The 26255-nt window shown below is 49.5% G+C and carries 19 protein-coding genes; 7 read left to right on the plus strand and 12 right to left on the minus strand.

Annotated elements, in window-relative coordinates; genetic code table 11:
• Positions 1-1553 precede the first annotated feature (1553 nt).
• Positions 1554-3362 carry an alpha-L-fucosidase gene (locus CLV25_RS06975; RefSeq protein ID WP_165877019.1) on the plus strand — a complete coding sequence of 603 codons (1809 nt, stop codon included), beginning with the start codon at positions 1554-1556 and terminating at the stop codon, positions 3360-3362.
• Between the two features lie 441 nt (positions 3363-3803).
• Here CLV25_RS06975 and hypD read toward each other — a convergent pair whose 3' ends face one another.
• Both hypD and CLV25_RS06985 read right to left on the minus strand, forming a co-directional pair.
• Positions 3804-6158, minus strand: a complete 2355-nt coding sequence (gene hypD, locus CLV25_RS06980; protein ID WP_131838920.1) for a trans-4-hydroxy-L-proline dehydratase — start codon at positions 6156-6158, stop codon at positions 3804-3806.
• Positions 6159-6188: 30 nt separating this feature from the next.
• Complete coding sequence (locus tag CLV25_RS06985) at positions 6189-6986, minus strand: glycyl-radical enzyme activating protein (RefSeq protein WP_131838921.1); 798 nt, start codon at positions 6984-6986, stop codon at positions 6189-6191.
• Between the two features lie 280 nt (positions 6987-7266).
• Here CLV25_RS06985 and CLV25_RS06990 point away from each other — a divergent pair, with 280 nt between their 5' ends.
• Complete coding sequence (locus tag CLV25_RS06990) at positions 7267-8109, plus strand: thioredoxin family protein (RefSeq protein WP_131838922.1); 843 nt, start codon at positions 7267-7269, stop codon at positions 8107-8109.
• Positions 8110-8174: 65 nt separating this feature from the next.
• Here CLV25_RS06990 and CLV25_RS06995 read toward each other — a convergent pair whose 3' ends face one another.
• The 8 genes from CLV25_RS06995 to CLV25_RS07035 form a co-directional block, all read right to left on the minus strand.
• The gene (locus CLV25_RS06995) at positions 8175-9710 is read right to left on the minus strand and encodes a glycoside hydrolase family 10 protein (RefSeq protein ID WP_131838923.1); all 1536 of its coding nucleotides are present in this window, start codon (positions 9708-9710) and stop codon (positions 8175-8177) included.
• A 118-nt stretch (positions 9711-9828) separates the two neighbouring features.
• A complete protein-coding gene (gene infB / locus CLV25_RS07000) occupies positions 9829-12987 on the minus strand; it encodes a translation initiation factor IF-2 (RefSeq protein WP_131838924.1) in 3159 nt (1052 codons plus the stop codon).
• Positions 12988-13033: 46 nt separating this feature from the next.
• The gene (nusA, locus tag CLV25_RS07005) at positions 13034-14272 is read right to left on the minus strand and encodes a transcription termination factor NusA (protein WP_131838925.1); all 1239 of its coding nucleotides are present in this window, start codon (positions 14270-14272) and stop codon (positions 13034-13036) included.
• A gap of 24 nt (positions 14273-14296) precedes the next feature.
• Positions 14297-14764 (minus strand): ribosome assembly cofactor RimP, encoded by a 468-nt coding sequence (gene rimP, locus CLV25_RS07010; RefSeq protein WP_131838926.1) that lies wholly within the window; start codon positions 14762-14764, stop codon positions 14297-14299.
• A 275-nt stretch (positions 14765-15039) separates the two neighbouring features.
• Positions 15040-17052 (minus strand): alpha amylase C-terminal domain-containing protein, encoded by a 2013-nt coding sequence (locus CLV25_RS07015; RefSeq protein WP_131838927.1) that lies wholly within the window; start codon positions 17050-17052, stop codon positions 15040-15042.
• Between the two features lie 163 nt (positions 17053-17215).
• On the minus strand, positions 17216-17482 hold the full coding sequence (locus CLV25_RS15925) for a hypothetical protein (RefSeq protein WP_207895600.1): 267 nt from the start codon (positions 17480-17482) through the stop codon (positions 17216-17218).
• Between the two features lie 31 nt (positions 17483-17513).
• Positions 17514-18419, minus strand: coding sequence for a S66 peptidase family protein (locus tag CLV25_RS07030; protein WP_131838928.1), 906 nt, complete (start codon positions 18417-18419; stop codon positions 17514-17516).
• A 39-nt stretch (positions 18420-18458) separates the two neighbouring features.
• Positions 18459-19628 (minus strand): acyloxyacyl hydrolase, encoded by a 1170-nt coding sequence (locus CLV25_RS07035; RefSeq protein ID WP_165877021.1) that lies wholly within the window; start codon positions 19626-19628, stop codon positions 18459-18461.
• A 305-nt stretch (positions 19629-19933) separates the two neighbouring features.
• Here CLV25_RS07035 and CLV25_RS07040 point away from each other — a divergent pair, with 305 nt between their 5' ends.
• The 5 genes from CLV25_RS07040 to CLV25_RS07060 all read left to right on the plus strand — a co-directional run bounded on the left by CLV25_RS07040 (position 19934) and on the right by CLV25_RS07060 (position 24942).
• Positions 19934-21070: a DNA polymerase III subunit gene (locus CLV25_RS07040; protein WP_131838930.1), complete on the plus strand. Its 1137-nt coding sequence runs from the start codon at positions 19934-19936 to the stop codon at positions 21068-21070.
• A 42-nt stretch (positions 21071-21112) separates the two neighbouring features.
• The gene (gene ricT / locus CLV25_RS07045) at positions 21113-22642 is read left to right on the plus strand and encodes a PSP1 domain-containing protein (protein ID WP_131838931.1); all 1530 of its coding nucleotides are present in this window, start codon (positions 21113-21115) and stop codon (positions 22640-22642) included.
• Between the two features lie 113 nt (positions 22643-22755).
• Complete coding sequence (locus tag CLV25_RS07050; protein ID WP_131838932.1) at positions 22756-23235, plus strand: gliding motility lipoprotein GldH; 480 nt, start codon at positions 22756-22758, stop codon at positions 23233-23235.
• Between the two features lie 12 nt (positions 23236-23247).
• Positions 23248-23964, plus strand: a complete 717-nt coding sequence (gene trmB, locus CLV25_RS07055) for a tRNA (guanosine(46)-N7)-methyltransferase TrmB (RefSeq protein WP_131838933.1) — start codon at positions 23248-23250, stop codon at positions 23962-23964.
• 633 nt (positions 23965-24597) lie between these two features.
• Positions 24598-24942 carry an MGMT family protein gene (locus CLV25_RS07060; RefSeq protein WP_131838934.1) on the plus strand — a complete coding sequence of 115 codons (345 nt, stop codon included), beginning with the start codon at positions 24598-24600 and terminating at the stop codon, positions 24940-24942.
• Here the strand turns inward: CLV25_RS07060 and CLV25_RS07065 are convergent.
• A complete protein-coding gene (locus CLV25_RS07065) occupies positions 24935-25579 on the minus strand; it encodes a DedA family protein (protein WP_207895602.1) in 645 nt (214 codons plus the stop codon). The genes CLV25_RS07060 and CLV25_RS07065 overlap by 8 nt on opposite strands.
• A 162-nt stretch (positions 25580-25741) precedes the next feature.
• Positions 25742-26077 (minus strand): diguanylate cyclase, encoded by a 336-nt coding sequence (locus CLV25_RS07070; RefSeq protein WP_131838936.1) that lies wholly within the window; start codon positions 26075-26077, stop codon positions 25742-25744.
• Between the last annotated feature and the right edge of the window lie 178 nt (positions 26078-26255).

The following is a 26255-nucleotide window of genomic DNA, read 5'->3' on the forward strand; positions in this document are numbered from 1 at the left end:
GGAAGCCGAGGGGAAAGTCGAGTGGTAAATCAAGATGAGTTAGAGGAGCCTTGTAGATGAGTTCCTCTCGGCTCCGCTCGAGGAACGGTAAACTTTGAGCCGTATCGCGAACTGTACGCCTATCCGTCACCCTATCCGTTCCCTAAGCCTTTTCCCGATCCGTACCCCGAGCGGAGTGGAGGTGCTCCCCGAGCGGAGCCGAGGGGGGAAGCCGAGTGGAAAATCAAGATGAGTTAGAGGAGCCTTGTAGATGAGTTCCTCTCGACTCCGCTCGAGGAACGGTAAACTTTGAGCCGTATCTCGAACTGTACGCCTATCTGTTACCCTATCCGTTCCATAAGCCTTTTCCCGAGCCGTACCCCGAGCTGCTCCCCGAGCGGAGTCGAGGTGCTTCCCGAGCGGAGCCGAGGTGCTCCCCGAGCGGAGCCGAGGGGGGGAAGCCGAGTAGAAAATCAAGATGAGTTAGAGGAGCCTTGTAGATGAGTTCCTCTCGACTCCGCTCGAGGAACGGTAAACTTTGAGCCGTATCTCGAACTGTACGCCTATCCGTCACCCTATCCGTCACCCTATCCGTCACCCTATTCGTCACCCTATCCGTTCCCTAAGCCTTTTCCCGATCCGTACCCCGCGCTGTACCCCGATCCGTACCCCGAGCGGAGTCGAGGTGCTCCCCGAGCGGAGCCGAGGGGGGATACAAAATACCCGTTTAGCTTTAAAATCGCCTATTGAGCTAAATAGAGTTTGTTAAAAGAATAAATAAAAGCCAATAAACCGGTTAATACGTTGAAAAGCAGCATTTACAGGACGGTGAATGCTCAAAAAAAATGCTGAAATGCTCGAAAAAACTGCGAAATATTAGCATACGTAAAGAAAAGCGAACGGGCAGGAGGGGTACGTAGCCAATTCTATCAAACACTATAGGGGAGATATGAAACACATACCTCAAAAAAGTAAACACTTACCCTCGAAAACAAAACACTCTAGTAAGAAAATCAAACACTATGCCCAGAAAATCGATTACACATGGTAAAAACAGACAAAACAACCGCGAAAAATGGAAAGCATCCTCGGAAACAGAGCTACTTGTGTATGAAATTGGATCACTCATCTATGCAGATCAATCACTCCAACCGAAAAGGCAAACACTCCCATTAAAAAACCAATCACTCTTTCAAAAAAACCAAACACATTTCCAAAACACGCCATTAATAGGTCGTGAAATTGCACACTCTCCCATTAAAACACATGAAGCTATGTCCGCAATACGAACACTATGCCTTGCAGCACCCTTACTCTTGCCTGTTTTACTGCCACATCTTAATGAAACACCATCACTATCATGAAAAAAACAAGCACATCCTTAATACAGAGGATCACATTCTTTGATTATCAATAGAGAATTTAGAAAAATCCTTAACATGAGGGCTACGAGCGCTCTTCCTACGCTAGTATATCATCTACCAATTGTAAATCTATTCTTTTACCCCTACTTTTGAAAAGTAAATACGATGGATGCTCCATGCATCTCGACCGCTTTAAACACTATTATTCAAATGAAAAGAACAAAACACCTGATTCTTGTGGCTCTTGCTCTGGTAGCAAGTCTGCAGGGAATCGCACAGCAGAAGGTTTACGAGCCTACGTGGGAGTCGCTCAACACGCGTCCCTATCCCGCTTGGTTCAACGATGCCAAGCTCGGCATCTTCATCCACTGGGGACTTTACTCCGTACCTTCATATTCGGGTAAGGAGCAGTATGCCGAATGGTTCCTTCGTGGTTTGCTAACAGGCGATACAACCCGCATCAACTTCCAGAAGAGGGTTTTTGGCGAGAACTTTAAGTACGAGCAGTACAAGGATATCTTTAAGGCCGAGATGTTTGATGCCAACCAATGGGCCGATCTGTTTGCCAAGTCAGGTGCAGGATATATCATTCTCGTATCAAAGCATCACGATGGATATTGCCTTTGGCCTAGCAAGTATGCCCCCAGCTGGAACACGGTAGAAACTGGCCCCAAGCGCAACATAGTTGGCGAGCTGGAGAAAGCTATCCGTTCCAACACCAACCTTAAGTTCGGCCTTTACTACTCGCTTCCCGAGTGGAACAATCCGCTTTACCGCTGGGGAACCGATCCCGGCGAAAAGGTTCATCAGTACGTAGAAAAGCATATGGTTCCACAGTTCAAGGAGCTGGTATCAACCTATAAGCCCTCGCTAATCTTTACCGATGGCGAGTGGGATCATCCCGCATCAACATGGAAGGCCCCCGAGCTTATCTCGTGGTACTTTAACACGGTTGGCGACGAAGCCATCGTGAACAACCGCTGGGGAGGTGGCAGCGATTACGGCTTCCTTACCCCCGAATATAGTGCGGGCATCCACAGCCCCAACCGTCCTTGGGCCGAGTGCCGCGGAATGGGCCGTAGCTTCGGGCTAAACCGCAACGAAACTATCGATGCCTACCTCACCCCCGAAGATCTAATCCACTTCTTTGTGATGGCTGTTGCCAACGGAGGAGGGATAACGCTTAACGTTGGTCCCGGTGCCGATGGACAGATTCCGCTGCTTCAGCAGGAGCGCCTGCTTCAGCTGGGCTCTTGGCTAAAGGTCAACGGCGAGGCCATATATGGCTCTAAGGCATATAGCCGCACCATCGAGGAGAAGGATGTTACCCTTAACCGCATCGATCCTAACATCAGCTTCGACTGGGTTCGTAACTCTCCTGCAAAGGGAATCAAGGAGGATGACTTTACCGGCAAGTGGGAGGGCTTCATCACCCCAAAGTACAGCGAAACCTACCAAATGGAGGCCGTTGCCGACGATGGCATCCGCGTTTGGATTGATAACCAGCTGGTGGTGGATAAGTGGGGTGCTGCTTCTACCGATAAGGAGGGAAGCGTGATGGATCGCCAAAAGGGAGCCGCCAAGGCTGGTCAGATAAAGATGAAGGCCGGACAGAAGTATGCCATTAAGGTAGAATACTTCGAGGGCAAGCAGAATGCGCATGCCTATCTCTACTGGCAGTCTAAGAGTCAACCTCGCGAGGTTGTTCCACAAGCGGCGCTAGCTACCTCGGCTACCTCAAAGGGCGATGGACTTAAGGCAGCCTACGGTTCAAAGAAGACAACGCTTTGCTACACCACCAACAAGGGTAACCTTTACGCTATTGCCCTCGAATGGCCCAACGATAAGCTGGTGCTTAACATTCCTGCACCATCGAACAACACCAAAGTAACGCTGCTTGGCCGCGAGGGCAACCTTCCTTGGACTTACGCCAACGGACAAATGATCGTTGACGTTTCTTCCATCAAGTACAACGAAATGCCCTGCCAGTGGGCTTGGACGTTTAAGATTGCAGATTGATAACAGTATCAAGTATCACGATACACGTATCACGATTATATACAGGAAGGGCTTTACTCTCAATTAGAAGTAAAGCCCTTTCCTTATTCATTAATTGCTTCGAGTATTGCCATTAGGCTAAGCGATAAAATGCTACGAAGTAGCTAAACCTTAGTAACCGCGGATGCAATCCGTGGTCTCCGGTTGTTCCTTGTTGTCAGCCCCGAATGGGGCGAACCTTTTGGCATTTGACTTGTGGTTTCTACTTCAAGCATTGGGGTCGCCCCTTCGGGGCTGACGCTTTTCTATCAAAGCACCGTGGGCTTGCACCCACGGTTACTCAAGTGGCGCTACGTTGTAGCGCTTTACTTCAAGATAGGTATCTATTGTCATGCGTTAGCCTTCTTATAACTTCAGTCTAACTTCCGTTTATTTCCGTTTAACTTCTTGTAATATGAAAGTCTACATCGTCTCGTGCTCAGTACGGCTGATAATCTCGTTCTGCAGCTCAGGTCCCAGATCGTTGAAGTAGTCGCTAAACCCTGCAACGCGTACAATCAGGTCTCTGTAGAGCTCGGGCTGCAGCTGCGCCTTACGAAGCGTATCGGCATTCACCACATTAAACTGAATATGGTGACCATCGAGCTTAAAGTAGCTACGAACTAAGCTCGAAACACGACGAATTGCCTCGTCGCCATTGAAGAACTGAGGGGCAAACTTCATGTTCAGCAGCGTTCCTCCAGTTCGCACGTGGTCTATCTTAGCTGCCGATTTGATTACAGCAGTTGGCCCGTGCGTATCGCACCCCTGCGATGGCGAAATCCCTTCCGAAAGAGGAACCGTAGCCTTTCGTCCATCGGGGAGCGCCCCGGTAACCTTTCCGAAGTAGATGTGACAGGTGGTAGGCAGCAGATCTACGCGGTGAACACCTCCACGCGCGTTTGGTTTCCCGTCAATTGCATTATAGTATATCTCAAAAACCTCGTCGAGGCAGCGGTCGGCACGGTCGTCATCGTTGCCGTACTTTGGCGTGTTGAAGATAAGCTCGTTTCGGAGCGTCTCGTGACCTATAAAGTTATCCTTTAGGGCATCGAGCATCGTCTGCATGGAAACACTACCCTTCTCATAAACGTGATAGCGCAGCGACGAAAGGCAATCGGTAATGGTACCCAGTCCTACACCCTGAACGTAGGTGGAGTTGTAGCGCGCACCTCCGGCGTTGTAGTCCTTGCCCGAGGTAATGCAGTCGTCAATGAGGATCGAAAGGAATGGTACGGGCATGTGCTCGGCAAATATTTGCTCGTTCTTTACGTTACCTTCTATCTTGATCTTCATGAAATGGTTTACCTGCTTCTCGAATGCCTCCAGCAGCTGCTTGTAGGTGGTAAACGTGGTTGCATCGCCGGTTTGCAAGCCTAGCTGGGTGTTGGTTCTTGGATCGAAGCCGTTATTCAGCGTCAGCTCCAGTATCTTGGGCAGGTTGAAGTATCCGGTAAGCCAGTACGCCTCGGTTCCAAATGCTCCTACCTCTACGCAGCCGCTTGCGCCACCTCTACGGGCATCCACAATGCTCTTACCCTGGCGCAGCATCTCCTGAATCATCGCATCGGTGTTGAAGATGGAGGGTTGCCCAAAGCCCGTTTTGGTAATCTTGATGGTGCGATCGATAAAGCTGTCGGGATTCTTCTTCGACAGCTGCACCATCGAGCTGGGTTGCAGCAGGCGCATCTCCTCAATCACATCAAGGATAAGGAACGACACCTCGTTAACGCCATCGGCACCGTTATCCTTCACTCCGCCCACGTTGATGAGGCAGAAGTCGGTGTAGGTGCTGCTCTCCTGTGCGGTGATGCCAACCTTTGGGGGCGATGGGTGGTTGTTGAACTTCACCCAGAAGCACTGCAGCAGCTCGCGAGCCTGTTCGTGAGTTAGCGATCCTTCCTCGAGTTCCTTCGTGTAGAATGGCTCAAGATGCTGGTCGAGCCTTCCGGGATTGAACGAGTCCCAAGGGTTTAGCTCGGTAACCACGCCGAGATGCATAAACCAGTAGTACTGCAGCGCCTCGTGGAAGGTGGTTGGTTTATTGGCAGGAACGTTACGACAAACTTCTGCCATCTTTACGAGTTCTGCTTTGCGAGATGGATTGGCTTCGCTTCTGGCCTGCTCTTCCAAAGCATCGGCATGGCGGTTGGCAAAGGTGATGATAGCGTTGGCCGCAATGCGCATGGCCTTGAGTTCCTCTAGCTGGTTGGCATCGCCACCGTTGCTCCTTTTTATAACTTCATTGTCAATTTGGCGGATGAAGTCGTTCATCCCCATCTTGTAAATCTTTCCACCGCAAACGGTATGGCCCGGTGCGCGCTGCTCCATGAACTCGGTAAAGATGCCAGCTTCGAAGGCCTGCTTCCATTCGGGGCTCATGGCCTGCATAATGCGCTCGCGGTTGTTCTTTCCGGTCCAGTAGGGGGTGATGATATCCCTAAAGTCCTTTCGCGTTTGCTCATCGACCTTAAATGATACGTTCTTACGCGTATCAAGCACCTCAAGATCCTCCTGCGTATGGACGCAAATCTCCGGATAGGTCGGAGTTGCCTTTGGCTTTGGGCCACGCTCGCCGACGATCAGCTCGCCTTCGCCGATGTAAATCTTTTTATTGGTTAGGATATAATCGAACGCCATGGCACGCTGCACAGGCACCGATAGATTGACATTCTCTATGCTCTTGTAGAATTCGGTAATAAGGACACCCCGCTCCGACGATAGCGTGTTGATGGCGTTCAGGGTCTCCTCTCTCAGTCTTTTAACTCGTTCGTTCATGGTTGTTGTTATAGCTTTGGTTTTTACTTGTTATCCTCCAATTGACACCTTTACGCCTCGCTCTTGGATCTGGGTAAAGTAGCTCTGTAGATCCTCATTCTTCAGCGACTTCTCCTCAAAGAGCGAATTGCTGATGCCCAACCGCTCGTACTTCGACTGGGCGATGGTGTGGTAGGGGAGCAGATCAACCCTTTCGACATTCTTCAAACTTCCGATAAACGATAGGATGCTGTTCATCTCCTCGTCATTGTAGTTGAAGGTGGGTATTACGGGAATGCGAATCTGAACCGGAATGCGTCGCTCCGACAGCTTCCTAAGGTTATCGAGAATGATACCGTTGGAAACGCCAGTAAAGCGGCGATGCTTCTCCTCGTCGATGCACTTAAGGTCGTAAAGGAAAAGGCTGGTGAAGGGGATAATGCTTTCAAGGTTTTCCCAAGCCGTAAGCCCCGAGGTATCTACAGCAGTATGAATACCATTTCGATGAAGCTTCTTGAGCACCTTCTGTAAGAACTGATGCTGGAGCATCGGCTCGCCACCCGAAAAGGTTACGCCGCCTCCCGACTCCTCCATAAATATGCGATCCTTCAAGATTTCCGCTACAAGATCATCTGCCGATATTTCGTAGCCAATGCTGTAGGGCATGGAGTAGGCCACCCCATCAACCTTTACGCTTTTGGTCGATTGCTCTATCTCCTTGCATAAGCCTTCGGGATTATGGCACCACTGGCAGCGTAGAGGGCATCCTTTAAGAAATACGGCCGTACGTATCCCGGGACCATCGTTTACCGCAAAGCGCTTGATGTCAAATACAACTCCTTTCTCCATAGTGTAAATGGGAGTTTGCTATTCGTAAGTACGTTTTGAAAAAATGTGGGGATAGGTGCACAAGAGCGTGCATCCTTGGAATGAAAGGAAGGAGAATCAGCAGATCCAGCAATCGTAAAGGCCCTTGCCCTGCTGGTGGTATAGGTTATTTATGTGCTTTTCGACCATGAGCCAAATATAAAGCATTTATTGGTAATAGCAAATAATGTCAATTTCTTTGATTTGTTAGTGTTGTTTGGTAAAATAGTTTAAATTTAAGCGATAATCTAAAATTAATATTATGAAAAAAATTTTATTCTCTTTTGTTGGGTTGCTCTTACTTTCTTTTAGCGCCCATTCACAATGGTTGTATAGTTACGAAGATGCCCAAAAAGTTGCAAAAGCAACGGGTAAGCTGATGATGATTGATTTTACAGCAAGCTGGTGTGGGCCGTGTAAGGCCATGGAATCGGAAGTTTGGTCCGATAAATCAGTAATGGTCAATATGGATAAAATGGTGATGGTAAAGGTCGATATTGATTATAATAAGAGTGTCGCCTCCCAGTTCAACGTTCAAGCAATTCCCAATATTGTAGTTGCAACTCCCGACGGCAACTCGTTTCAGCAGGAGGTAGGGTATCAGAGCATAAGTACTATCAATAAAATGCTAACCTCGTACCCTACAGATATGAACCAGGTTTATGCAATCCTTTTTAGTAGTAGTAAGGGTAGCGACTCTTCTTTATTGGCTTTAGGCGATGCCTACTTAAACGTTGCGAAGAATGCTCCCGAAGCTTCGAAATCCCGGTTACTTGCTTTGTCCGAATCGTCTTATAAGAAGGCTTGTAAGATGGGAGAAAAGGTCGGCCATGCAACGATTAGAGATCTTGCAAAGCTGCGTACAATATCCATTTTTGTTGAAAAGGGGAAACCCCAAAAAGCAGTTGAAGCCTTAAATAGGGAGGTGAAGGTGGAGGAACTTTGTGCTGAAGCAAAACCTGAAGTTGCGGCATTGTATATGCGCGCATACATAGCCTTAAACAATAAGGAGGAAGCAAAGAAGTATCTGCAGCAGCTTAAGGAAGATTCAAATGCCGTAACTATTATTGAACGTTACCAGGATGAAATAAAGCGGCTCAACTAAAGCGGCTTTAACCATAAAAGAATAGCCAGGCCACGTTGGATGGTCTGGCTATTCTTTTATGAGGACTACATGCTTACCGTTACCGCTTTTGTTGGCTTGCTCTCGTTGTAGAGGCGGTCCAGAGCGGTGATGCTAAAGCGAACGTGCTTCTTGCCCTTCTTCTTATTCTTCTTTAGGATAATGGAGGTGTCTCTTGTTATCGTGTAGATGTTGGCTGGGTTGCTGTAGTCTACCTTGTCGCTAAATCGGTACACAACAAAGTATCTAGCCCTGTCCATTTCGGAGGATGCGGTGTCGCTCACCGTCCAGCTAAGCCTTACGTTTTTCTTACGATCCTTTACGGTAAAGTGTACGGGTGCAGCAGGAGGAAGGCTGTCGATAAAACGCATTTGGGGAACGATTGCCGGATAGCGGTAGTACTGCTTCTTTAGCTGCTCGTTTACGTTTAGGCTATTGTTGAGGAACGACTTTGCGCTAAAGAAGATGCTCCCTTCAATCTCTGGGATGGTTCGGTTGAGTTCCAGCTGTCGGCTGATCTCCTTTCCATCGGCCCACTCCTTGGTCTTCGACTGAGGGTCGACCCTGTAGTAGCCCTGACCGATGTAGAGGGGAGTTCCGTTGCTGTTCTTGCTCCACCATTGGGCCAGCGTTTTATAGTCGGCCACCTTTAGGCCGATGTGCCAGTAGAGCTGGGGAACCACGTAGTCGATCCACCGATTCTGCATCCAATGAAGGATGTCGGCGTACAGGTCGTCGTAGTTCGATCCGCCGTTGGTTTCCGACCCGCGGGGATCGCTCGCCTTATTCCTCCATATCCCAAATGGCGATATGCCGAACTTTACGAACGGCTTTGCCGCGCGAATGCTATCGCGGATTGCCTTAATAATTAGGTTTACGTTATCGCGTCGCCATGCCTCTTTTTGATCGGAAGCGAAGCCACGTGGGTAGGCGGCAAACGATGCGCTATCGGGGAAGTCTACCCCTTTAATCTTGTAGGGATAGAAGTAGTCGTCGAAGTGAACGCCGTCAACATCGTAGCGGTTTACCACGTCCATGATAACCTTAAGCACGTGCTCGCGCGTTTGTGGTAGCGCAGGATCGAAGTAGCGCTGGTTGCCGTAGGTAACCAGCCATTCGGGGTGCTGCTTAATGATGTGTGTTGAGTCGATGTCCTTATAGGTGGTATCCTTGATGGTTCGGTAGGGGTTAAACCATGCGTGGAACTCGATGCAGCGCTTGTGGCACTCGTCAATCATAAACTTTAGCGGATCGTAGTATGGATTGGGGGCCAAACCTTGCTTGCCGGTGAGGTACATCGACCACGGTTCTATGCTTGAGCTGTACAGCGCATCGGCGCACGGACGAACCTGCACGATTACGGCATTTATGCCAACATCTTTAAGCTGATCGATCATCTTAATAAACTCCTGCCGCTGCTGTTCGGGGGTAAGCCCCTTCGTCGATGGCCAGTCAATATTCTCTACCGAGGCTATCCATGCAGCACGCATCTCGTGCTTGGGATTTACAGTTCGAGCCCAAGTTGCAGCAGCTAAGGTTAGCAGTAGGGCAGTAAGTACGAGGCGTAACGATTCTTTCTTCATGCGTTTAATGTCGTCCGGTTTTGATCTCAAATTTGGGGATTATTTCGGAAAGGTTGGCATGCACCAATGTAAAAGGGGGCATCTTTTCGGATGCCCCCTTTTTATATTATGCGATCTGTTAGAGCGTTTTCTTAACTTCAATCAGCTCGTAGCCTTCGATAAAGTCGCCTACCTGAATATCGTTGAATCCCTTGGTGTTCAAACCGCACTCGAATCCGCTCTTAACTTCTTTAACGTCATCCTTAAAGCGCTTGAGCGATTCTAACTCGCCAGTATGGATTACGATACCATCGCGGATAACGCGGATCTTGGAGTTACGGGTAACCGTACCTTCACGAACGATACATCCGGCAATCGTCCCCACCTTGGTGATCTTGAAGACCTCCATAACCTCAATCGAACATGTGGTTTCTTCCTTGATTTCGGGAGAAAGCATGCCAACGATGGCGTCCTTAACTTCGTTAATAGCATCGTAGATGATCGAGTAGTGGCGAATTTCGATCCCCTCGTTCTCTGCAATGCGGCGGGCATTGGTTGATGGTCGAACTTGGAAACCAACGATAATTGCGTTTGATGCAGCAGCCAACAGAACGTCCGATTCCGAAATCTGACCTACAGCTTTGTGGATTACGTTAACCTGTACCTCTTCGTTCGAAAGCTTGATGAGCGAGTCGGTAAGCGCCTCGATAGAACCGTCCACGTCTCCCTTAACGATGATGTTAAGCTCCTTGAAGTTTCCGATGGCAATACGGCGACCGATTTCGTCGAGGGTGATATGCTTGGTAGCACGTAGTCCCTGCATACGCTGCAGCTGCTCGCGCTTGTTGGCAATATCCTTTGCCTCGCGCTCTTCGAGTACGTTGAAGGTTTCCCCTGCTGTTGGTGCTCCGTTCAACCCGAGCATAAGAACAGGAACCGAAGGGCCTGCCTTGGTGATCTTCTTACCACGTTCGTTGAACATTGCCTTTACGCGACCGTAGTATTGTCCTGAAAGAACAACATCTCCAATATTAAGCGTTCCCGAATGAACCAGCATCGTGGTAACGTAGCCACGACCTTTATCAAGGGTCGATTCAATAACAGAACCCTTTGCGTTCTTATTTGGGTTAGCCTTCAGCTCAAGCATTTCAGCCTCTAGCAGTACCTTGTCAAGAAGTTCCTGAATACCTTCTCCCTTCTTAGCCGAGATTTCTTGAACCTGATACTTACCTCCCCAATCCTCAACGAGGTAGTTCATGGCGGCAAGTTGTTCTCGGATCTTATCGGGGTTTGCACCTGGCTTGTCCACCTTGTTGATGGCAAACACCATTGGAACACCTGCTGCAACCGCGTGGTTGATGGCCTCCTTGGTTTGTGGCATCACGCTATCGTCTGCTGCAATAATGATGATGGCGATATCGGTAACCTTAGCACCACGGGCACGCATTGCGGTAAACGCTTCGTGACCAGGGGTATCTAGGAAGGTAATCCTGCGCTCTTCGTCGATTTTTACAGAGTAAGCTCCAATGTGCTGGGTGATACCACCAGCCTCACCGGCTATTACGTTCGCCTTACGGATGTAGTCCAGCAGCGATGTTTTACCGTGGTCTACGTGTCCCATTACGGTAACGATAGGAGAGCGGGGGAGAAGATCCTCTGGTCTGTCCTCCTCTTCCTGAATAGATTCTTGGATCTCGGCAGCAACGAACTCAACCTTGTACCCGAACTCTTCTGCTACCAAAACAAGAGCCTCTGCATCCAAACGCTGGTTGATGGAAACCATCAAACCTAGGTTCATGCAGGCTCCAATTACATCGGTAACCGGAACATCCATCATGTTTGCCAACTCGTTAACGGTAACGAATTCGGTTACCTTGATGATGCTGCGTTCGGCCTCGGCAAGCTCCTGCTCGGCCATCATACGCTGACGAACATCGTCGCGCTTATCTCTACGATATTTAGAACTCTTGCTCTTCGCGCCTTTTGCGGTAAGACGAGCTAGAGTGTCCTTAATTTGCTTTTGTACATCCTCGTCGCTAACCTCCTTGTGAACAGGTTTCTTAGCAGCGAACTTTGAACCACCTTTTTGGGGTCCCCCTGCATTGCGGTTAACCTGTAGGCGGTTGCCACCTCCTTGACCAGGTTGGCCAGGCTGACTACCGGCCTGTGGCTGGCGAGGTCCTTTCTGTGGACGGTTGGCATCGGTTTGTTTTGGACCCTTTTCTAGAGGTTTTGCGCGAGGAGGGAATTGTGGCTGACGAACTTCTTGGGACTTAGCCTCACCCTCTACGTTAACTTTCTGATCGGGCTTAATGCGTTTCCGTTTCTTTTTATTCTTATCCCCTGCATTTGGGTTGCCTACCGATGTGGCAACTGGTTTTTTCTTAGGCGCAAAGGCCGAAAGGTCAATTTTGCCAACAACCGTTGGTCCCGAGAGCTTCTCCACGTCAGCCCTAAAAAGTTCTTCGCTGGTTTCGGTAGCTGTTTCAGCCACTACTTCTTCTTTTACAACTTCTTCTTTCACTAAATCAGTTTTCGTTTCTTCAACGCCCTTCTTAGGTTGCTCGGTGGCTTCCGGCTCTTTTTCAGGTGCAGGAGTTGGCTGGGGGCGATTTTGTTGTTTGCCTTCGGTTTCGGTAGGTGCTGCTGGCTTTTCTTGCACAGGCTTTACCTCTTCTTCCACCTTTGTATGTTCCTTTGGGGTTACAGGAGCAGCTGGCTCTATGTCTGTAGCCTTTTCTATTTTAACTTCTTGAGGTTTTTCGATAGGAGCAGATACGGTTTTCTCCGCTTTAACCTCAGCAGCAGGTTGCGGTTTTTCCTTCTCTTCGATAGGGGCTTCACTGGTTGCAGGACGAGTGGTACGCTTAGGCTCGAGATCTATCTTGCCTATGATGTTTGGACCCTTAATTTTGGGTGCTTCAATTTTCTCCACTTCAGGTTCGTGCGGCTTATGCCTTTCGGTGCTGGTGTTGTCCTTAAGGATGATGCTTCTTTCGCTATCGTCATCGCCTTCATCTTCATCGGAAGGGCTTGAGCCTTTAAGCACGTCGTCAATAGACACAGCGGCCTTCTTTTCCCGAATGCCCTTCAGGTCAACCTTGCTGGCTTCTGCCTTTAGCTTAAATTCCTTGCCGAATTCCTTCTCCAGCAATAGGTATGCTTCGGTGGTTATTTTTGCATTAGGGTTCGAGTCGACCTCTATTCCCTTCTTATGAAGAAAATCCACAATGGTCTGAACCCCTACGTTTAGCTCCTTAGCTGCTTTAAGAAGCCGTGTTGATTTATCCTGCGTCATACTTATCCTATCGATTTTTTAGTGAAGGCAAATTTAATACAATGTGCTAAGACTCAAACTCCGAACGAAGAATGTTTACCACTTCAATTACGGTTTCTTCTTCTAGGTCGGTTCTGCGAACCAGTTCGCTTACCGAAATTTCGAGTACGCTCTTAGCTGTATCGCAGCCAATATTCTTGAGTTGATCGATGATCCAGCCTTCGATTTCATCGCCGAATTCATCTAGCGATACGTCTTCCTCATCCTCTTCGCTTTCTCTGTAAACGTCAATTTCGTAGCCGGTTAGCTGTCCGGCTAGTTTGATGTTAAGGCCACCCTTGCCGATGGCAAGCGATACCTCGGTTGGTTTTAGGTAAACATCAGCCTTGAGATTTTCATCGTCGAGCTTAATGCTGCTGATTTTAGCAGGGCTAAGAGCTCGTGCAATATAAAGCTGAGTGTTATGCGTAAAGTTGATAACGTCGATATTCTCGTTGCGAAGCTCGCGAACAATTCCGTGGATGCGCGATCCCTTCATTCCCACGCAGGCTCCAACTGGATCGATGCGCTCGTCGTAGCTTTCTACGGCAACCTTTGCGCGCTCGCCGGGTACGCGTACAATCTTCTTTATGGTGATTAGGCCATCGAAGATTTCGGGTACTTCCTGCTCGAAAAGACGCTCTAGGAATACTGGTGATGTTCTAGAAAGGATAATAAGCGGGCTGCTGTTGCGCATTTCTACGCGAACAACTACGGCTTTAAGCGTGTCGCCTTTGCGGTAGAAGTCGGATGGAATTTGCTCGGTGCGAGGAAGGATGAGCTCGTTGTTTTCGTCGTCGATAACAAGAATTTCCTTCTTCCAAACTTGGTATACTTCGCCGGTAACTACTTGGCCTACCTTATCCTTATACTTATTGAAGATGCTTGCTTTTTCGAGATCCATGATTCGGCCTGCAAGATTCTGGCGGAGTGCAAGTATTGCACGGCGTCCGAACTTCTCGAACCTAACCTCTTCCGATACCTCTTCGCCAACCTCGTAGTCCTCGTCAATTTTCTTGGCCTCGCTAAGCGGAATTTCCTTCGTAGGATCTTCTAGCTCGCCATCGGCAACCACGATACGGTTGTGGTATATCTCAAGGTTTCCCTTGTCGATATTCACGATGATATCGAAATTTTCGTCGCTTCCGTAAAGCTTTACGAGAAGGCCACGAAACACGTCCTCAAGAACGCTCATCATGGTCGGACGGTCGATATTCTTGAGTTCCTTAAACTCTGCGAATGTCTCTATAAGGTTAAGATTTTCCATTTGCAACAAGCTTATATCTCTTTCTTACTTGAATGATATTGTTTCTTTAGTCGATTTCGCATAGGCAAAGGCAATTCGCTGTTTTACCTCTACGATCTGCTTTTTCTTGGTTCCCTCTATTTGCTCCTTTTTGGAGAACGTAACCTCAAAATCGTCTTGGGTTACTTCGCTAAGGGTTCCTGCAACCTTGGCGCCATCGAGCAGCTGAACTTCAACTGGGCGACCGATGGCCTTGGTGTATTGGCGGTGTACCTTAAATGGCTGGCCAATTCCGGGTGATGCTACCATAAGTTCAAAGTCCTCTTTTTCGCGGTCGAGCGAGCCTTCTACGGCGCGGCTCACTGCAATGCATTGGTCGATACCAACTCCGCTATCGCCATCTATGGCTATGTCGATTTTATTGGAGGTGTCGATTTTTAAATCTACGAGAAATAGATCTAGTTCGGCTAATTTTTCCTCTACGATTTTTTTTACAAATGCCTGATCTACCATACTTTTTTGATAACAAAAGGGGGGACATCGTGTCCCCCTTTGTATCGGATTTTCTCCTTTACGAGCGCAAATATAGTAACTTTCAAGCAGAAATGAAAAATATTGCTGAAAATTAAGCAAATATACTAGGTTGCTTTACTCTTTTTTGCTGCATAGATGCACTTTAGGGATAATATTATTAGTAAAAAATAACAAAAACATCTGTTTTTTACAGGTTGGATGATATCCAACATTAAAAAATGCTCGGATTTAGATGAAATCTGCAAACCCTGCAATTATTCTGGAGCTTTTCGGAATACAATGGCTGTACGTGAGGGTATGTACACCTTGAGCCATTCCTTATTGCCGTTCTTGATGAGAGCGTCGGGTTGGGTGAAATGTTCTATGCTATCGTCGTTTATGGCAAAGCCGCCAAATTCTTTGGCATCGGTGTTGAGTATTGCCGTGTACTTTCCTTTTGGGGCTAGGATGCCATAGTCTGCAAATGATTTTTGGGGGCTAAAGTTAAAGATGAAGATGAGGTCGTTTCGTGCAAAGGCAAGAATTTGATCGTCCTCCTTATCCCAAAGCTTAGTAAGCGGTTTTAGGTGGAAGTTCTTCTCTGTTTTTAGAAGATTTACCATCGCTTTGTCGAACCGATCAAGGTACTGGTACTTTAAGCTAGGATCTGAGGCTAGGCTCCATTGTCTTCGTGCGTACTTATACGACCAGCCATTTCCTTGACGGGGAAAGTCGATCCACTCGGGATGGCCAAACTCGTTTCCCATAAAGTTGAGGTATCCTCCGTTTATGGTTGCTGCTGTAATGAGGCGGATCATCTTATGAAGTGCAATACCTCTATTTACGGTTAAGTCGGCATCATCAATTCGCATGTGCCAGTACATCCTTTCGTCAATAAGGCGAAAGATGATAGTCTTATCGCCAACCAAAGCCTGATCGTGGCTTTCGGCGTAGCTAATCGTCTTTTCCTCCTTTCGGCGGTTGGTTAGCTGCCAGTAGATATCACCAGGTTTCCATTCCTCATCTTTGATATCCTTTATAAGCCTAATCCAGTAGTCGGGTATTCCCATTGCCATTCGGTAGTCGAAGCCTAGACCTCCATCCTCCTGCTTGGCGGCCAGTCCGGGCATGCCGCTCATCTCTTCGGCAATGGTTATGGCATTAGGGTTTAGTAGGTGTACTAGCTTGTTGGCAAGCGCAAGGTAGGTTATGGCATCTTCGTCTTGCTTGCCGTTGTAGTAGTCGTTGTAGCTGGTGAAGGTTTGGTTAAGACCGTGGTTGAGGTAGATCATGGAGGTTACGCCATCGAAGCGGAGGCCATCAAACTTAAACTCTTCGAGCCAGTACTTGCAGTTGGAGAGGAGGTAGTGCAGCACTTCGGGTTTCCCGTAATCGAAGCAGAGCGAATCCCATGCCGGATGCTCGCGCCTTGGCCCTTGGTGGAAGTACTGGAAGGGCGTTCCATCGAAGCATCCCAGCCCTTCTACCGCATTTTTTACGGCATGCGAATGCACAATATCCATGATAACGGCAATGCCCAGCTCGTGGGCGGCATCTACCAGCTGCTTCAGCTCTTCGGGCGTGCCAAAGCGCGAAGAGGGGGCAAAGAAGCTGGAGACGTGGTACCCGAACGATCCGTAGTAGGGGTGCTCCTGTACGGCCATCAGCTGGATGGCGTTGTAGCCGAGAGAGGCAATACGGGGAAGAGCCTTCTCCCTAAACTCGTTGTAAACGCCAACCCTTTCCTCTTCGGTTGCCATGCCCACATGGCATTCGTAGATCAGCAGCGGGGAGGTGTGGGGCTTAAAGTGCTTAACGCGGAATTCGTACTCGTACTGTGGATCCCAAACCTGCGCCGAGAATATCTTGGAAGTGTTATCCTGCACAACGCGGGTTGCCCAAGCCGGTATGCGCTCGAATTTACCGCTATCGCTGTGGATGGATAGCTTGTAGTGCTGCCCATGCGCTAGCTGGTTGGGCTCTAGCCAAATCTCCCAGATTCCGTTTTCGAGGCGGTATAGGCGGAACGTCTCCTGCTCCTGCCATCCGCTAAAGTCGCCAATCAGGTAGATGCGCGATGCGGCGGGTGCCCATTCGCGGAAAACCCATCCGTCCCAAACGCGGTTCAACCCAAAGTACATATGGCCGTTGGCGAATTCGCTTAGCGATGATTTTTCTTCGGTTAGCTCCATCTCCTTTTTAAGGGTATTGGCGTACCGACGGTTGATGGTGTCGGCATAGGGGCGGAGCTGCTTGTCGTGGCGTATGATGCCTAGTTCCTCGTTCATAGTTCGGATAGGGATTGGTGAACGTAGCTGCTTACTCGGATGAAGGTAAAAGTATGGAATTATTGGGAAGGCTTCCACTGATATTGAAGCTTCGTGCAGCTGGTGAAGTACGGAAGGCGATTCCTCTTCCGATTGGAGCCTCCGTAGATGTACGGAAGGTGTTTTAGGTTCCGATTGGAGCTTCCGTAGATGTACGGAAGGTGTTTTGGGTTCCGATTGGTGCCTCCGTAGATGTACGGAAGGTGTTTTGGGTTCCGATTAGAGCTTCCGTAGATGTACGGAAGGTGTTTTGGGTTCCGATTGAAGCCTCCGTAGATGTACGGAAGGTGTTTTGGGTTCCGATTGGAGCTTCCGTAGATGTACGGAAGGTGTTTTGGGTTCCGATTGAACCTTCCGTACTTGTTGGCAAAAGGCAGAAAAAGCTACCCAATGTTTCGGGTAGCTTTCGTATGTGGGGTGCTTTACTGTATCTTCAGCAGGCTTCCTGTTTCATTTACCGAGAGCCTGTATCGTTTGCCGAGAACCATGGCGTAGTTGGGCTCTAGGTGCCCTGCAGGGATGCCAAAGGCAACCGGGATCCCCAAATGCTGCGTGTGCTCGTATACGATTTCTTCGGCAGCTTTACCGAAGGGGATGGTGTTATCGTTCATGTCGTTCATGTAGCCAACGGCAATGCCTGCAAGCTGGCCAAGAATGCCGCTATGGCGGAGGCTGAGCATGGTTCGGTCCATATGGTAAAGGTACTCGTCGAGATCTTCGATAAAGAGGATCTTTTGGTTGGTGTCTAGCTGCAAGTCGGTTGCCATAAGGCTGTAGACGAGCGAGAGGTTCCCGCCAACCAGTACGCCTTCGGCTTCGCCGTACACGTTATGAGGGTTAGCCTCGGCAGCAAGCGCGGTGTGCTTCCCTTTAAGGCTATCAACCAAGCTTTGGGTTGATGGATTGGACGACCCGTCCTTCGGAAAGTTGATGGGCATGGTGCTATGGAGGCTGGCTATCGACAGCTTGGTGTATAGGGCATGCATAACGGTAACGTCGCTGTATCCACAGAACCACTTTGGATTGTTGCGTATAGCCTCGTAGTCGAGGTATTCGAGAATGCGGGCAGATCCGTATCCTCCTCTGGCGCACAGTATCGCTTTTACTTCCGGGTCGGCTACCATTTGCATTACATCGGCAGCGCGCTGTTGGTCGGTTCCGGAAAACTGGTGAGCCTCCTTAAACAGGTTACTGCCCAGCTTTACCTTAAATCCTTCGTTGGAGAGCAGCTTAATGGCTGGCGCTAGCTCTTCGGGAGACACCTTGCGGGCGGTTGCTACTATTCCAATCGTATCGCCCTGTTCAAGGTATTTGGGGATGGTTATCATTAAAGTGTCAGTTTATGCAAATATAGGAGCTGTTACAGCTTAGTTGCCCTTTATGATTGCAGGGATTGTCTTTTTGATCTTGCTTACAGGGCTTCCCTTAAAAGTATACCCAAGACTCCAGTATAGGTATTGAGCTTTGCTGAACTTTGAGGCTCGGATGCCAAATGTTCCAAATAGGTTGTCCTTAAGGAAAACCTTTACACCGGCCACCTGGTAAAGTGGCTTATCCTTGTCGTTGCCATGGATGATGTTGTATCCGAGGTTGGCAAAGATGGAGTAGTTGGGCAAAACTAGCTCACCCTTTGCTGAAACTCCTAGCGAGAACCGATGCCAAAAAGGTCCAAGTTCGATTCGGTCGTATGTCTTACTATCGATAGGGTTGACGGCCCTCGATGCCTTTGCCCGTGAGCTTTCGTCGTAAAGAAAATCGAGGCTGGCCCCATACTTGTACTTGTAGCTGCTCACGACCATTGGCGCAAACGAAATTCCGTATACGCCAAAGTTACGGTCGAGGTACTCCGAAGGGAGGTTCGTTCCTGTGGTATCGAATCGTCGCTGGCGCGATGAAATGTTTACCAGCAAGTCGTAGTCTATTCTTGGCTCTATTGTGGGGGGGACGAATCGGTGCTTGCCGTTAATTACAGGCTTCTTGTCGAAGCTGTAGTTAAACTCGAAAAAGGGAGCAAATAGGTTGATACCCTTGTTGGGTAGGCGTGATGCCCCATTCGAAAAGTGGCTCATGCTTACCCCAAAATCAAAATCCCAGTGGGGAGCAAACTGGTAGTTGGCGTAAAGGTTGAGGCTGATGAATACGTTGGACGATGAGCCAAGCGCGATATTCTCGTGGTTGGTGAAGGGATCGTAAGGCCTCCAGTTGAACGAGGCACCCAGCTGCCACTCAAACTTGAACTTAAGCGCTTTTGAGTAGTCGTTGAGGGTTGTCCCCTGAAAAGCGTAGAGGGCAAACGGATTTCCAAGGGCATCGTTGTCGTTGTAGAAGTTGGCAAAGTAGAACCCTACACCACCATAGGGCATACCGTAGGCGTAGTCCTGCCACCTATCGCCAGCTGCCGAGTATCCGTATTTCAGCGAGTACGAGTTGTACGTAGGCTTATTCTTTTGCTTTGTAACAAAGTCGTTGGTAGGAAGCACAGCTCCACCTTGGTAGTTAAACGATAAAAATGGGTTTCTGGCGCTTTTCTTATCCAAAGAGTCTTGACTTGTGCCGTTGCTCGCCAATGCAATTTTTATAACGAATAAAAAAAGTAGTAAAACAGACAGCCTCTTCATTATTTGATAGCAAGTATGGTTTAATGATCAAACCCCAAAGGTGCAAATAATTGAGAATTCAGCGGTTGAAAATGGTCGAATTTTAACAATTGAAAGGCTTTGCAGATTAACTTATTGTACTTTTTAATGGAGTGCGTTTTTTTGAGGTTGTTGTTCGAAATAGAGTATTTTGCCAATCGGTTTACTATTTTTGTTTGGCAGATATTTATCAACATACGGAGATAATGCTTTTTAAAGATATTGTAGGGCAAGATGAGCTAAAAGAGCGGCTAATACGAGGTGTTCACGAAGGTCGTATAAGCCATGCGCAGATGTTTTTAGGTGAGCCAGGTTCGGGAACTATTCCTTTAGCGATTGCCTACGCGCAATACCTAAACTGCCAGAATAGGGGCGAGCACGACTCCTGCGGCGTTTGCCCATCGTGCCATAAGGTGCAGAAGCTGATGCATCCCGACGTTCACTTTACCTTCCCCATAAATAAGACTTCGGAGATTGGCGATAAGGTTGTGGTAAGCGACCTGTTTTTGAGCTACTGGCGTTCAATTGTCGAAAACCTTACCTACTTCGACGAGCAGGACTGGTATTCGCACATCGACTTGGGCAATAAGCAGGGGCTTATTAGCGTGGCCGAAGCCGATAATATCATAAAAAAGCTATCGTTTAAGGCCTACGAGGGCGAGTACAAGGTGCTTATAATGTGGCTTCCCGAAAGGATGAACATTGCAGCCTCGAACGCACTCCTGAAGCTGGTTGAGGAGCCACCTGCTAAAACGGTATTCCTAATGGTTGCGCAGGAGGAGGGCAAAGTCTTAAAAACCATCCTTTCGCGAACGCAAATCATTCGGGTTCCACGCATAAGGTACGACGACATGGTTCGCTCGCTTACCGAGAGGTATCCCAGCTCGTCGATGCCAATAGAGAGCGTTGCCCGTTTGTCGTCGGGGAGCATGATTGAGGCCCGACGCCTGCTGGAGCTTGACGAGGAGGGCGACGAGTTCTTCGGTTACGTAATCGGGCTACTCCGATTTTGCTACCAGTCGAACGTAATTGGGCTTATTGAATGGAGCGAAGAGGTGGCAACGCTGGGGCGCGACCGCATTAAGCGCTTGCTGGCCTATGCCGAAAGGGTCATCCGCGAGGCGTTTATGCTCAACCTCCGGATGGAGGCCGTAAGCTACCTTCCGTTGAATCCCGAGCAGCAGAAATTCTACGCAAACTTTAAACCATTCATCCGTCCGAACAACATAGAGGAGACTTTTACCCTCCTCAACACGGCCATTCACCACATAAACGCCAACGGCAACGCAAAGATCGTGCTTGCCGATATGTCCCTTAAAATGGTGAAACTGATTAAGCCGTAATTTTTTATTACCTTCGCAAATTGCAATAATACTATTCGAAAGATGAGCAAACATCCCCATAATATAGATTTCTCTCGAGGCTGCTGCTTTACGCATAACGATCAGGACGAGGCCATTGCGGTTAGTCTTGATGGTGGACAAAAGCTTAGCACCTACGATTGGCTGAGCGATTTACCTCAAACAGCCATCGAAAATGACGTTTTTGAGGTACGCTTTAAGAATACCCGTAAGGGATACTACCGCAACGCCAACAAGCTGCAGCTCAAAAAGGGCGATATTGTTGCCGTAGAGGCATCGCCCGGGCACGACATTGGGATCATCTCGCTTACCGGCGAGCTGGTGGCGCGCCAAATGAAGAAGACCGGCGTTCACCCCAACAACCTTGAGTTTAAAAAGATATACCGCAAGGCAAAGCCAACCGATATCGAAAAATGGCAGGAGTCCATTGCCCGCGAGCAGCAAACCATGATTAAGTCGCGCCAGATTGCCAACCGCCTAAACCTAAACATGAAGGTGGGCGATGTGGAGTTTCAGGGCGACAATACCAAGGCGATCTTCTACTACATTGCCGACGAGCGCGTCGATTTCCGCCAGCTGATTAAGGATTTGGCCGAGGCCTTCAAGATTCGCGTGGAGATGCGCCAGATTGGTGCCCGCCAGGAGGCCGGTCGCATTGGCGGCATTGGCTCGTGCGGGCGCGAGCTCTGCTGCTCGACCTGGATTACCAGCTTCTCGTCGGTAACCACCAACTCGGCCCGCCATCAGGAGATATCGCTTAACCCTCAAAAGCTGGCCGGGCAGTGCAGCAAGCTAAAGTGCTGCCTCAACTACGAGCTCGACGCCTACGTGGATGCGCAAAAGGACTTCCCACGGGTTTCGGAGCCGCTTCAGCTTTTCGACGGCTTGGCATTCCTTCAAAAAACCGATATCCTAAAGGGGCTGATGTGGTTTAGCGCCGCTCCCGACTCTACGCTTAACCTTACGGAGGTATCCGTAGATAGGGTTAAGGAGATCCTAGAGCTAAACCGTCGCGGCATTAAGGCCGATAAGCTGCTCGGCGAGATTAGCGAAGAAACCATGGTGAAGGCTCGCATGATGGAGGAGCCCGACTTTAAGAACGTGGTTGGCGAGGATAGCATTACCCGCTTCGACCGCACGGGTAAGCGCAGCTCGCGTGGCCGAAATCGTGGCCGTAAGGGAGGCTCACCGCAGGGTGGAGGCAGCCAGCAGCCGCCACAGGCTCAGCAGCAGCGCCCTAGCCGCACGGGGCAGGATCGTCCAGAGCGCCGTCCAAATCCGGGCCGTCCGGAGAATGGTCGACCCGCTCGCAGCGAGAATCCGGCAAAGGCCACGGGTAGACCGGATGGCCAGCAGCGTCCCGAGCAGGGGCCTCGCACCGAGCGCAACCCCCGCAGCGAGCAGCGCCGTCGTCCATCGAATGGCGGCAACCGCGAGGGCGGCAACCGCGAAGGCGGAAATCGTGAAGGAGGCAATAGGGGAGGCGATCGCCGCCCCAACCGTAACCGACCCGAGCGCCCTAGCGAGGGCGGCACCAACGGTGGAGCCGAGTAGGCCGTATAACGACACGCGTATCACGACACACGACTTGCATTCGTGATACCTGATACGTGATACCCATTAGAGGTAAGACAACGCTATTTCGACGGATCTTTATAGAATCAAGAATGAAAACGATTAGGAATATAGCGCTCCTTGCAGCAGGAGCGCTTCTTATCTCGCTAGCTTCGTGCGATAAGCAGAGGGTGTACGAGGGCAGCAAGGCCATCGGATCGGTGTGGAGCAAGGATTCGCTTGCCCGCTTCGAGGTGAACATCGACGACACCCTAACCACCCAAAGCGTTTACGTAACCATGAGGAACTCCAGCAGCTACCCGTTTCGCAACGTGTACCTGTTTGTGACCACCGTTGCCCCATCTGGGGCCTACGTGCGCGACACGATGGAGTGCTACCTGGCCGACGATACGGGCCGATGGCTCGGCAAGGGATTCGCCAAGTACTGGGATAGCCGCTTTGCCATGCGCAAGAACGTGAAGTTCCCCGAAAAGGGAACCTACACCTTTACCATTCAGCAGGGCATGCGCCTGGAGGAGCTGCCCGGCATCCACGATGTGGGAATCAGAATAGAACGTGTAAACTTAAAATAGGACTGTTACAAGGTGGGAAAGAATAAGCTTCAGCGGTTTGCTGAAAACGAAACGTTTAAAAATTTGGTTCAGCCCGAGTTCGACGCCGTATTCGGCTGCGACTATCACCTAAAGGGAAATTGGCACGCCAGCTTCTTTGGCAACAGCAAGCCCATCGTACTGGAGCTGGGCTGCGGCCGCGGCGAGTACACCGTTGCCCTAGGGCAGAAGTTCCCCGAGAAGAGCTTCATCGGAATCGACGTAAAGGGTGCCCGCCTGTGGCGCGGGGCGAAGACCGCTACCGAGGATAATATGGACAACGTGGGCTTCCTGCGTACCCGCATCGAGTTCATCCGCTCGCTCTTCGGCAAGGATGAGGTGGCCGAGCTCTGGATCACCTTCCCCGATCCTCAGCTCAAGAAGAGCCGCCTCAAGAAGCGCCTCACCTGCTCGGGGTTCCTGAACAGCTATCGCGAGTTCCTGGCCCCCGATGGCATCGTACACCTGAAAACCGACAACCAGAACCTCCACTTCTACACCAAGAAGCTGCTCGAGGAAAACGGCATGGAAATCCTGGTGGCCACCAACGACCTTTACAATAGCGGCATGGCCGACGAGATCCTCTCCGTAAAAACCAAGTACGAGCAGGACTACCTGGCCAAGGGGATGCCCATCACCTACCTCAAGTTCCGCATCCACGGCGACAAGCCGCTGGTGGAGCCGGCCGATATCGAGCCGTTCGTGATCTAAAGCGTAGCACGACATACGACACACGTAGCACGATTTGCTATTGATGATACTTAAGTAGAATGCCGGGGAGACCCGGCATTCGGCATTTTAGAGGGGTAGGAAGGGCAAGGCAGACCTTCCGATGGGCATCTCACAGCTTGTGAGAGTGAAATCCGACCCTCCGATCGTCGTCTCACAGCTTGTGAGAAGTAGGTTTGTCCCTTCGCTCATCGGAGCACATCTGGGCGAATTTTCCCGGCATTGTTTGTGTTTTAAACCCCGTTTATTTAAGTATTAAACCGTGTTTATTCTCTTTGATATGGTATAGAGGTAGCTTTGGGATAAGAAAAATATCTTTCTTTCTTCTTAAATGGACACCGATTTCAAGTTGGTAATTTAAGTTTTTGAATAGGATGAATATTTAAGGAGAAAATTAAAATCAATTTGGCATGAATAATTTTTCTAATCTTAGAAATGACTCCTTTTGGAGTCCAAAGACAAAAGAAACTATACTAGTTTTGATTGTCAAATGGCTTTTAAAGATTATAGAAGAGTGGATGTTAAAAACATCATTAACTTCTTCTATTTAGGCAAAAGAAAAAGCCCGGAGCAATCCGGGCTTTTTGCGTATACTTGTAGCCAAACATTCGGCGTATGACCTTCGATAAGCTATCGTTCTTCGAGCAGGTGTACCAGGTGGTGGAGCTTATTCCCGAGGGGAGGGTTACCTCCTACGGGGCTATTGCCCGCTACCTGGGTACGGGACGCTCGTCGCGCATGGTAGGCTGGGCCATGAATGCCAGCCATACCTGTGACCGCTACATCCCCGCCCATCGGGTGGTAAACCGTAACGGGCTGCTAACCGGCAAGCACTGCTTCGGTAGCCCAACGGCTATGGAGGAGCTCCTACGAGCAGAAGGTATCGAGGTTGTCGACGATAAGATCGTCGGCTTCGGGCGCTACTTCTGGGACCCCTCCGTAGAGCTGGACATTAGCTAGCCTTGCTGCTGAAGTACTTCACCTTTATGAAGGTGTAGATGGGCGGAACCAGCGATATGGCGATGATGGCGAATACCACCAGCGTAAAGTTCTGCTTTATGGTAGGGATATTGCCAAAGAAGTTTCCGGCATAGGTAAACAGCACCACCCACAGCACGTTCCCAATCAGGCTGAAGCTGAAGAAGCGCAGGTACTTCATCTTACCGATACCCGCCACAAAGGGGGCAAAGGTGCGGACGATGGGCATAAAGCGCGCCACGATGAGCGTGGTCTTACCGTGCTTCTCGTAGAAGGCGTGGGTTTGGTCGATGTACTTTCGCTTAATCAGCTTGTAGTTCCTTTCGTACACCCGGTCGCCAATAAGGTGGCCAATCCAGTAGTTGGTGTTGTCGCCCAGCACGGCCGCGCACAGGAGCGTTGGCACCAGCAGGTTTACGTCTATAGGGTTGCCCTCCATGGCCGAGATGGCTCCGGCGGCAAACAGCAGCGAGTCGCCGGGCAGGAATGGCGTTACCACCAAGCCCGTTTCGCAGAAAATAATGGCGAAAAGGATAAGGTAGGTCCACGTTTGGTAGTCGGTAACGATCTCGAGCAGGTGTTTGTCGATATGCAGGATAAAATCGATGAGCTGTTGAATAAGGTCGAGCATGTCAAATAGTATTTTTTCTGATTGCTATACGGTTAGCTGTAGCGCACAATTGCGCTGTAAAGGTATCCATCTAACCCATTCGTGGTTTTGGCTGCCTACACTATTTATAGGATTGTAGCAGTTATTTGCAAAGAGCAGCAGGGGAAAAGCCTACTCCGCCTTTGGGGTGCGCACGTAGTGGGGCATCTCGAAGGGGATAACGAACGAGAACTCCACCAGCCCGGCCACCTCGCCATCCTTGTACCAGGGCGTTTGGTAGATGATCTTCTTCACGTCACCCTTTTCGATGGTGTAGGCGTTGGTTTCGGCGTTGGCAATTAGTCGGCCGATAATCTCCTGCGAGCTGGCCTTGTGGCAGCCCATCATGTTTTTACCCACCATACTGCCAAAAACCTCGGCAGCCTTATCGTTCATGTAAAGCACGTTTCCCTCGGTGTCGCTAACGGTGATGCTCCCACCTATGGTCTTAAAGAAATCGAATTCCATTGTTTAGATATTAGGATTAGCACTCATGGTATCAAGACACAAGACACACGATGTGAATGCTAGTCGTGATACGTGACACCATCGATGCTGAGTATTTACGGATGCGAAATTAATCCTATTTACGATAAAGGTAGCGCACAAAGTGGCTTTACGTCGGTTTTAACAATAACTTTGGATT

The sequence above is a fragment of the Acetobacteroides hydrogenigenes genome, from assembly GCF_004340205.1.
Classification (GTDB): Bacteria; Bacteroidota; Bacteroidia; order Bacteroidales; family ZOR0009; genus Acetobacteroides; species Acetobacteroides hydrogenigenes.

Excerpts from the sequence above, each read along its gene's own strand:
- CLV25_RS07015 (WP_131838927.1), bottom strand. The coding sequence starts at position 17,052 with ATGAACGAGGAACTAGGCATCATACGCCACGACAAGCAGCTCCGCCCC.
- rimP (WP_131838926.1), bottom strand. The coding sequence starts at position 14,764 with ATGGTAGATCAGGCATTTGTAAAAAAAATCGTAGAGGAAAAATTAGCC.
- CLV25_RS06995 (WP_131838923.1), bottom strand. The coding sequence starts at position 9,710 with ATGAAGAAAGAATCGTTACGCCTCGTACTTACTGCCCTACTGCTAACC.
- nusA (WP_131838925.1), bottom strand. The coding sequence starts at position 14,272 with ATGGAAAATCTTAACCTTATAGAGACATTCGCAGAGTTTAAGGAACTC.
- infB (WP_131838924.1), bottom strand. The coding sequence starts at position 12,987 with ATGACGCAGGATAAATCAACACGGCTTCTTAAAGCAGCTAAGGAGCTA.
- CLV25_RS06985 (WP_131838921.1), bottom strand. The coding sequence starts at position 6,986 with ATGGAGAAAGGAGTTGTATTTGACATCAAGCGCTTTGCGGTAAACGAT.
- CLV25_RS06975 (WP_165877019.1), top strand. The coding sequence starts at position 1,554 with ATGAAAAGAACAAAACACCTGATTCTTGTGGCTCTTGCTCTGGTAGCA.
- CLV25_RS07070 (WP_131838936.1), bottom strand. The coding sequence starts at position 26,077 with ATGGAATTCGATTTCTTTAAGACCATAGGTGGGAGCATCACCGTTAGC.
- CLV25_RS07040 (WP_131838930.1), top strand. The coding sequence starts at position 19,934 with ATGCTTTTTAAAGATATTGTAGGGCAAGATGAGCTAAAAGAGCGGCTA.
- ricT (WP_131838931.1), top strand. The coding sequence starts at position 21,113 with ATGAGCAAACATCCCCATAATATAGATTTCTCTCGAGGCTGCTGCTTT.
- CLV25_RS07060 (WP_131838934.1), top strand. The coding sequence starts at position 24,598 with ATGACCTTCGATAAGCTATCGTTCTTCGAGCAGGTGTACCAGGTGGTG.
- hypD (WP_131838920.1), bottom strand. The coding sequence starts at position 6,158 with ATGAACGAACGAGTTAAAAGACTGAGAGAGGAGACCCTGAACGCCATC.
- CLV25_RS06990 (WP_131838922.1), top strand. The coding sequence starts at position 7,267 with ATGAAAAAAATTTTATTCTCTTTTGTTGGGTTGCTCTTACTTTCTTTT.
- CLV25_RS07050 (WP_131838932.1), top strand. The coding sequence starts at position 22,756 with ATGAAAACGATTAGGAATATAGCGCTCCTTGCAGCAGGAGCGCTTCTT.
- CLV25_RS07030 (WP_131838928.1), bottom strand. The coding sequence starts at position 18,419 with ATGATAACCATCCCCAAATACCTTGAACAGGGCGATACGATTGGAATA.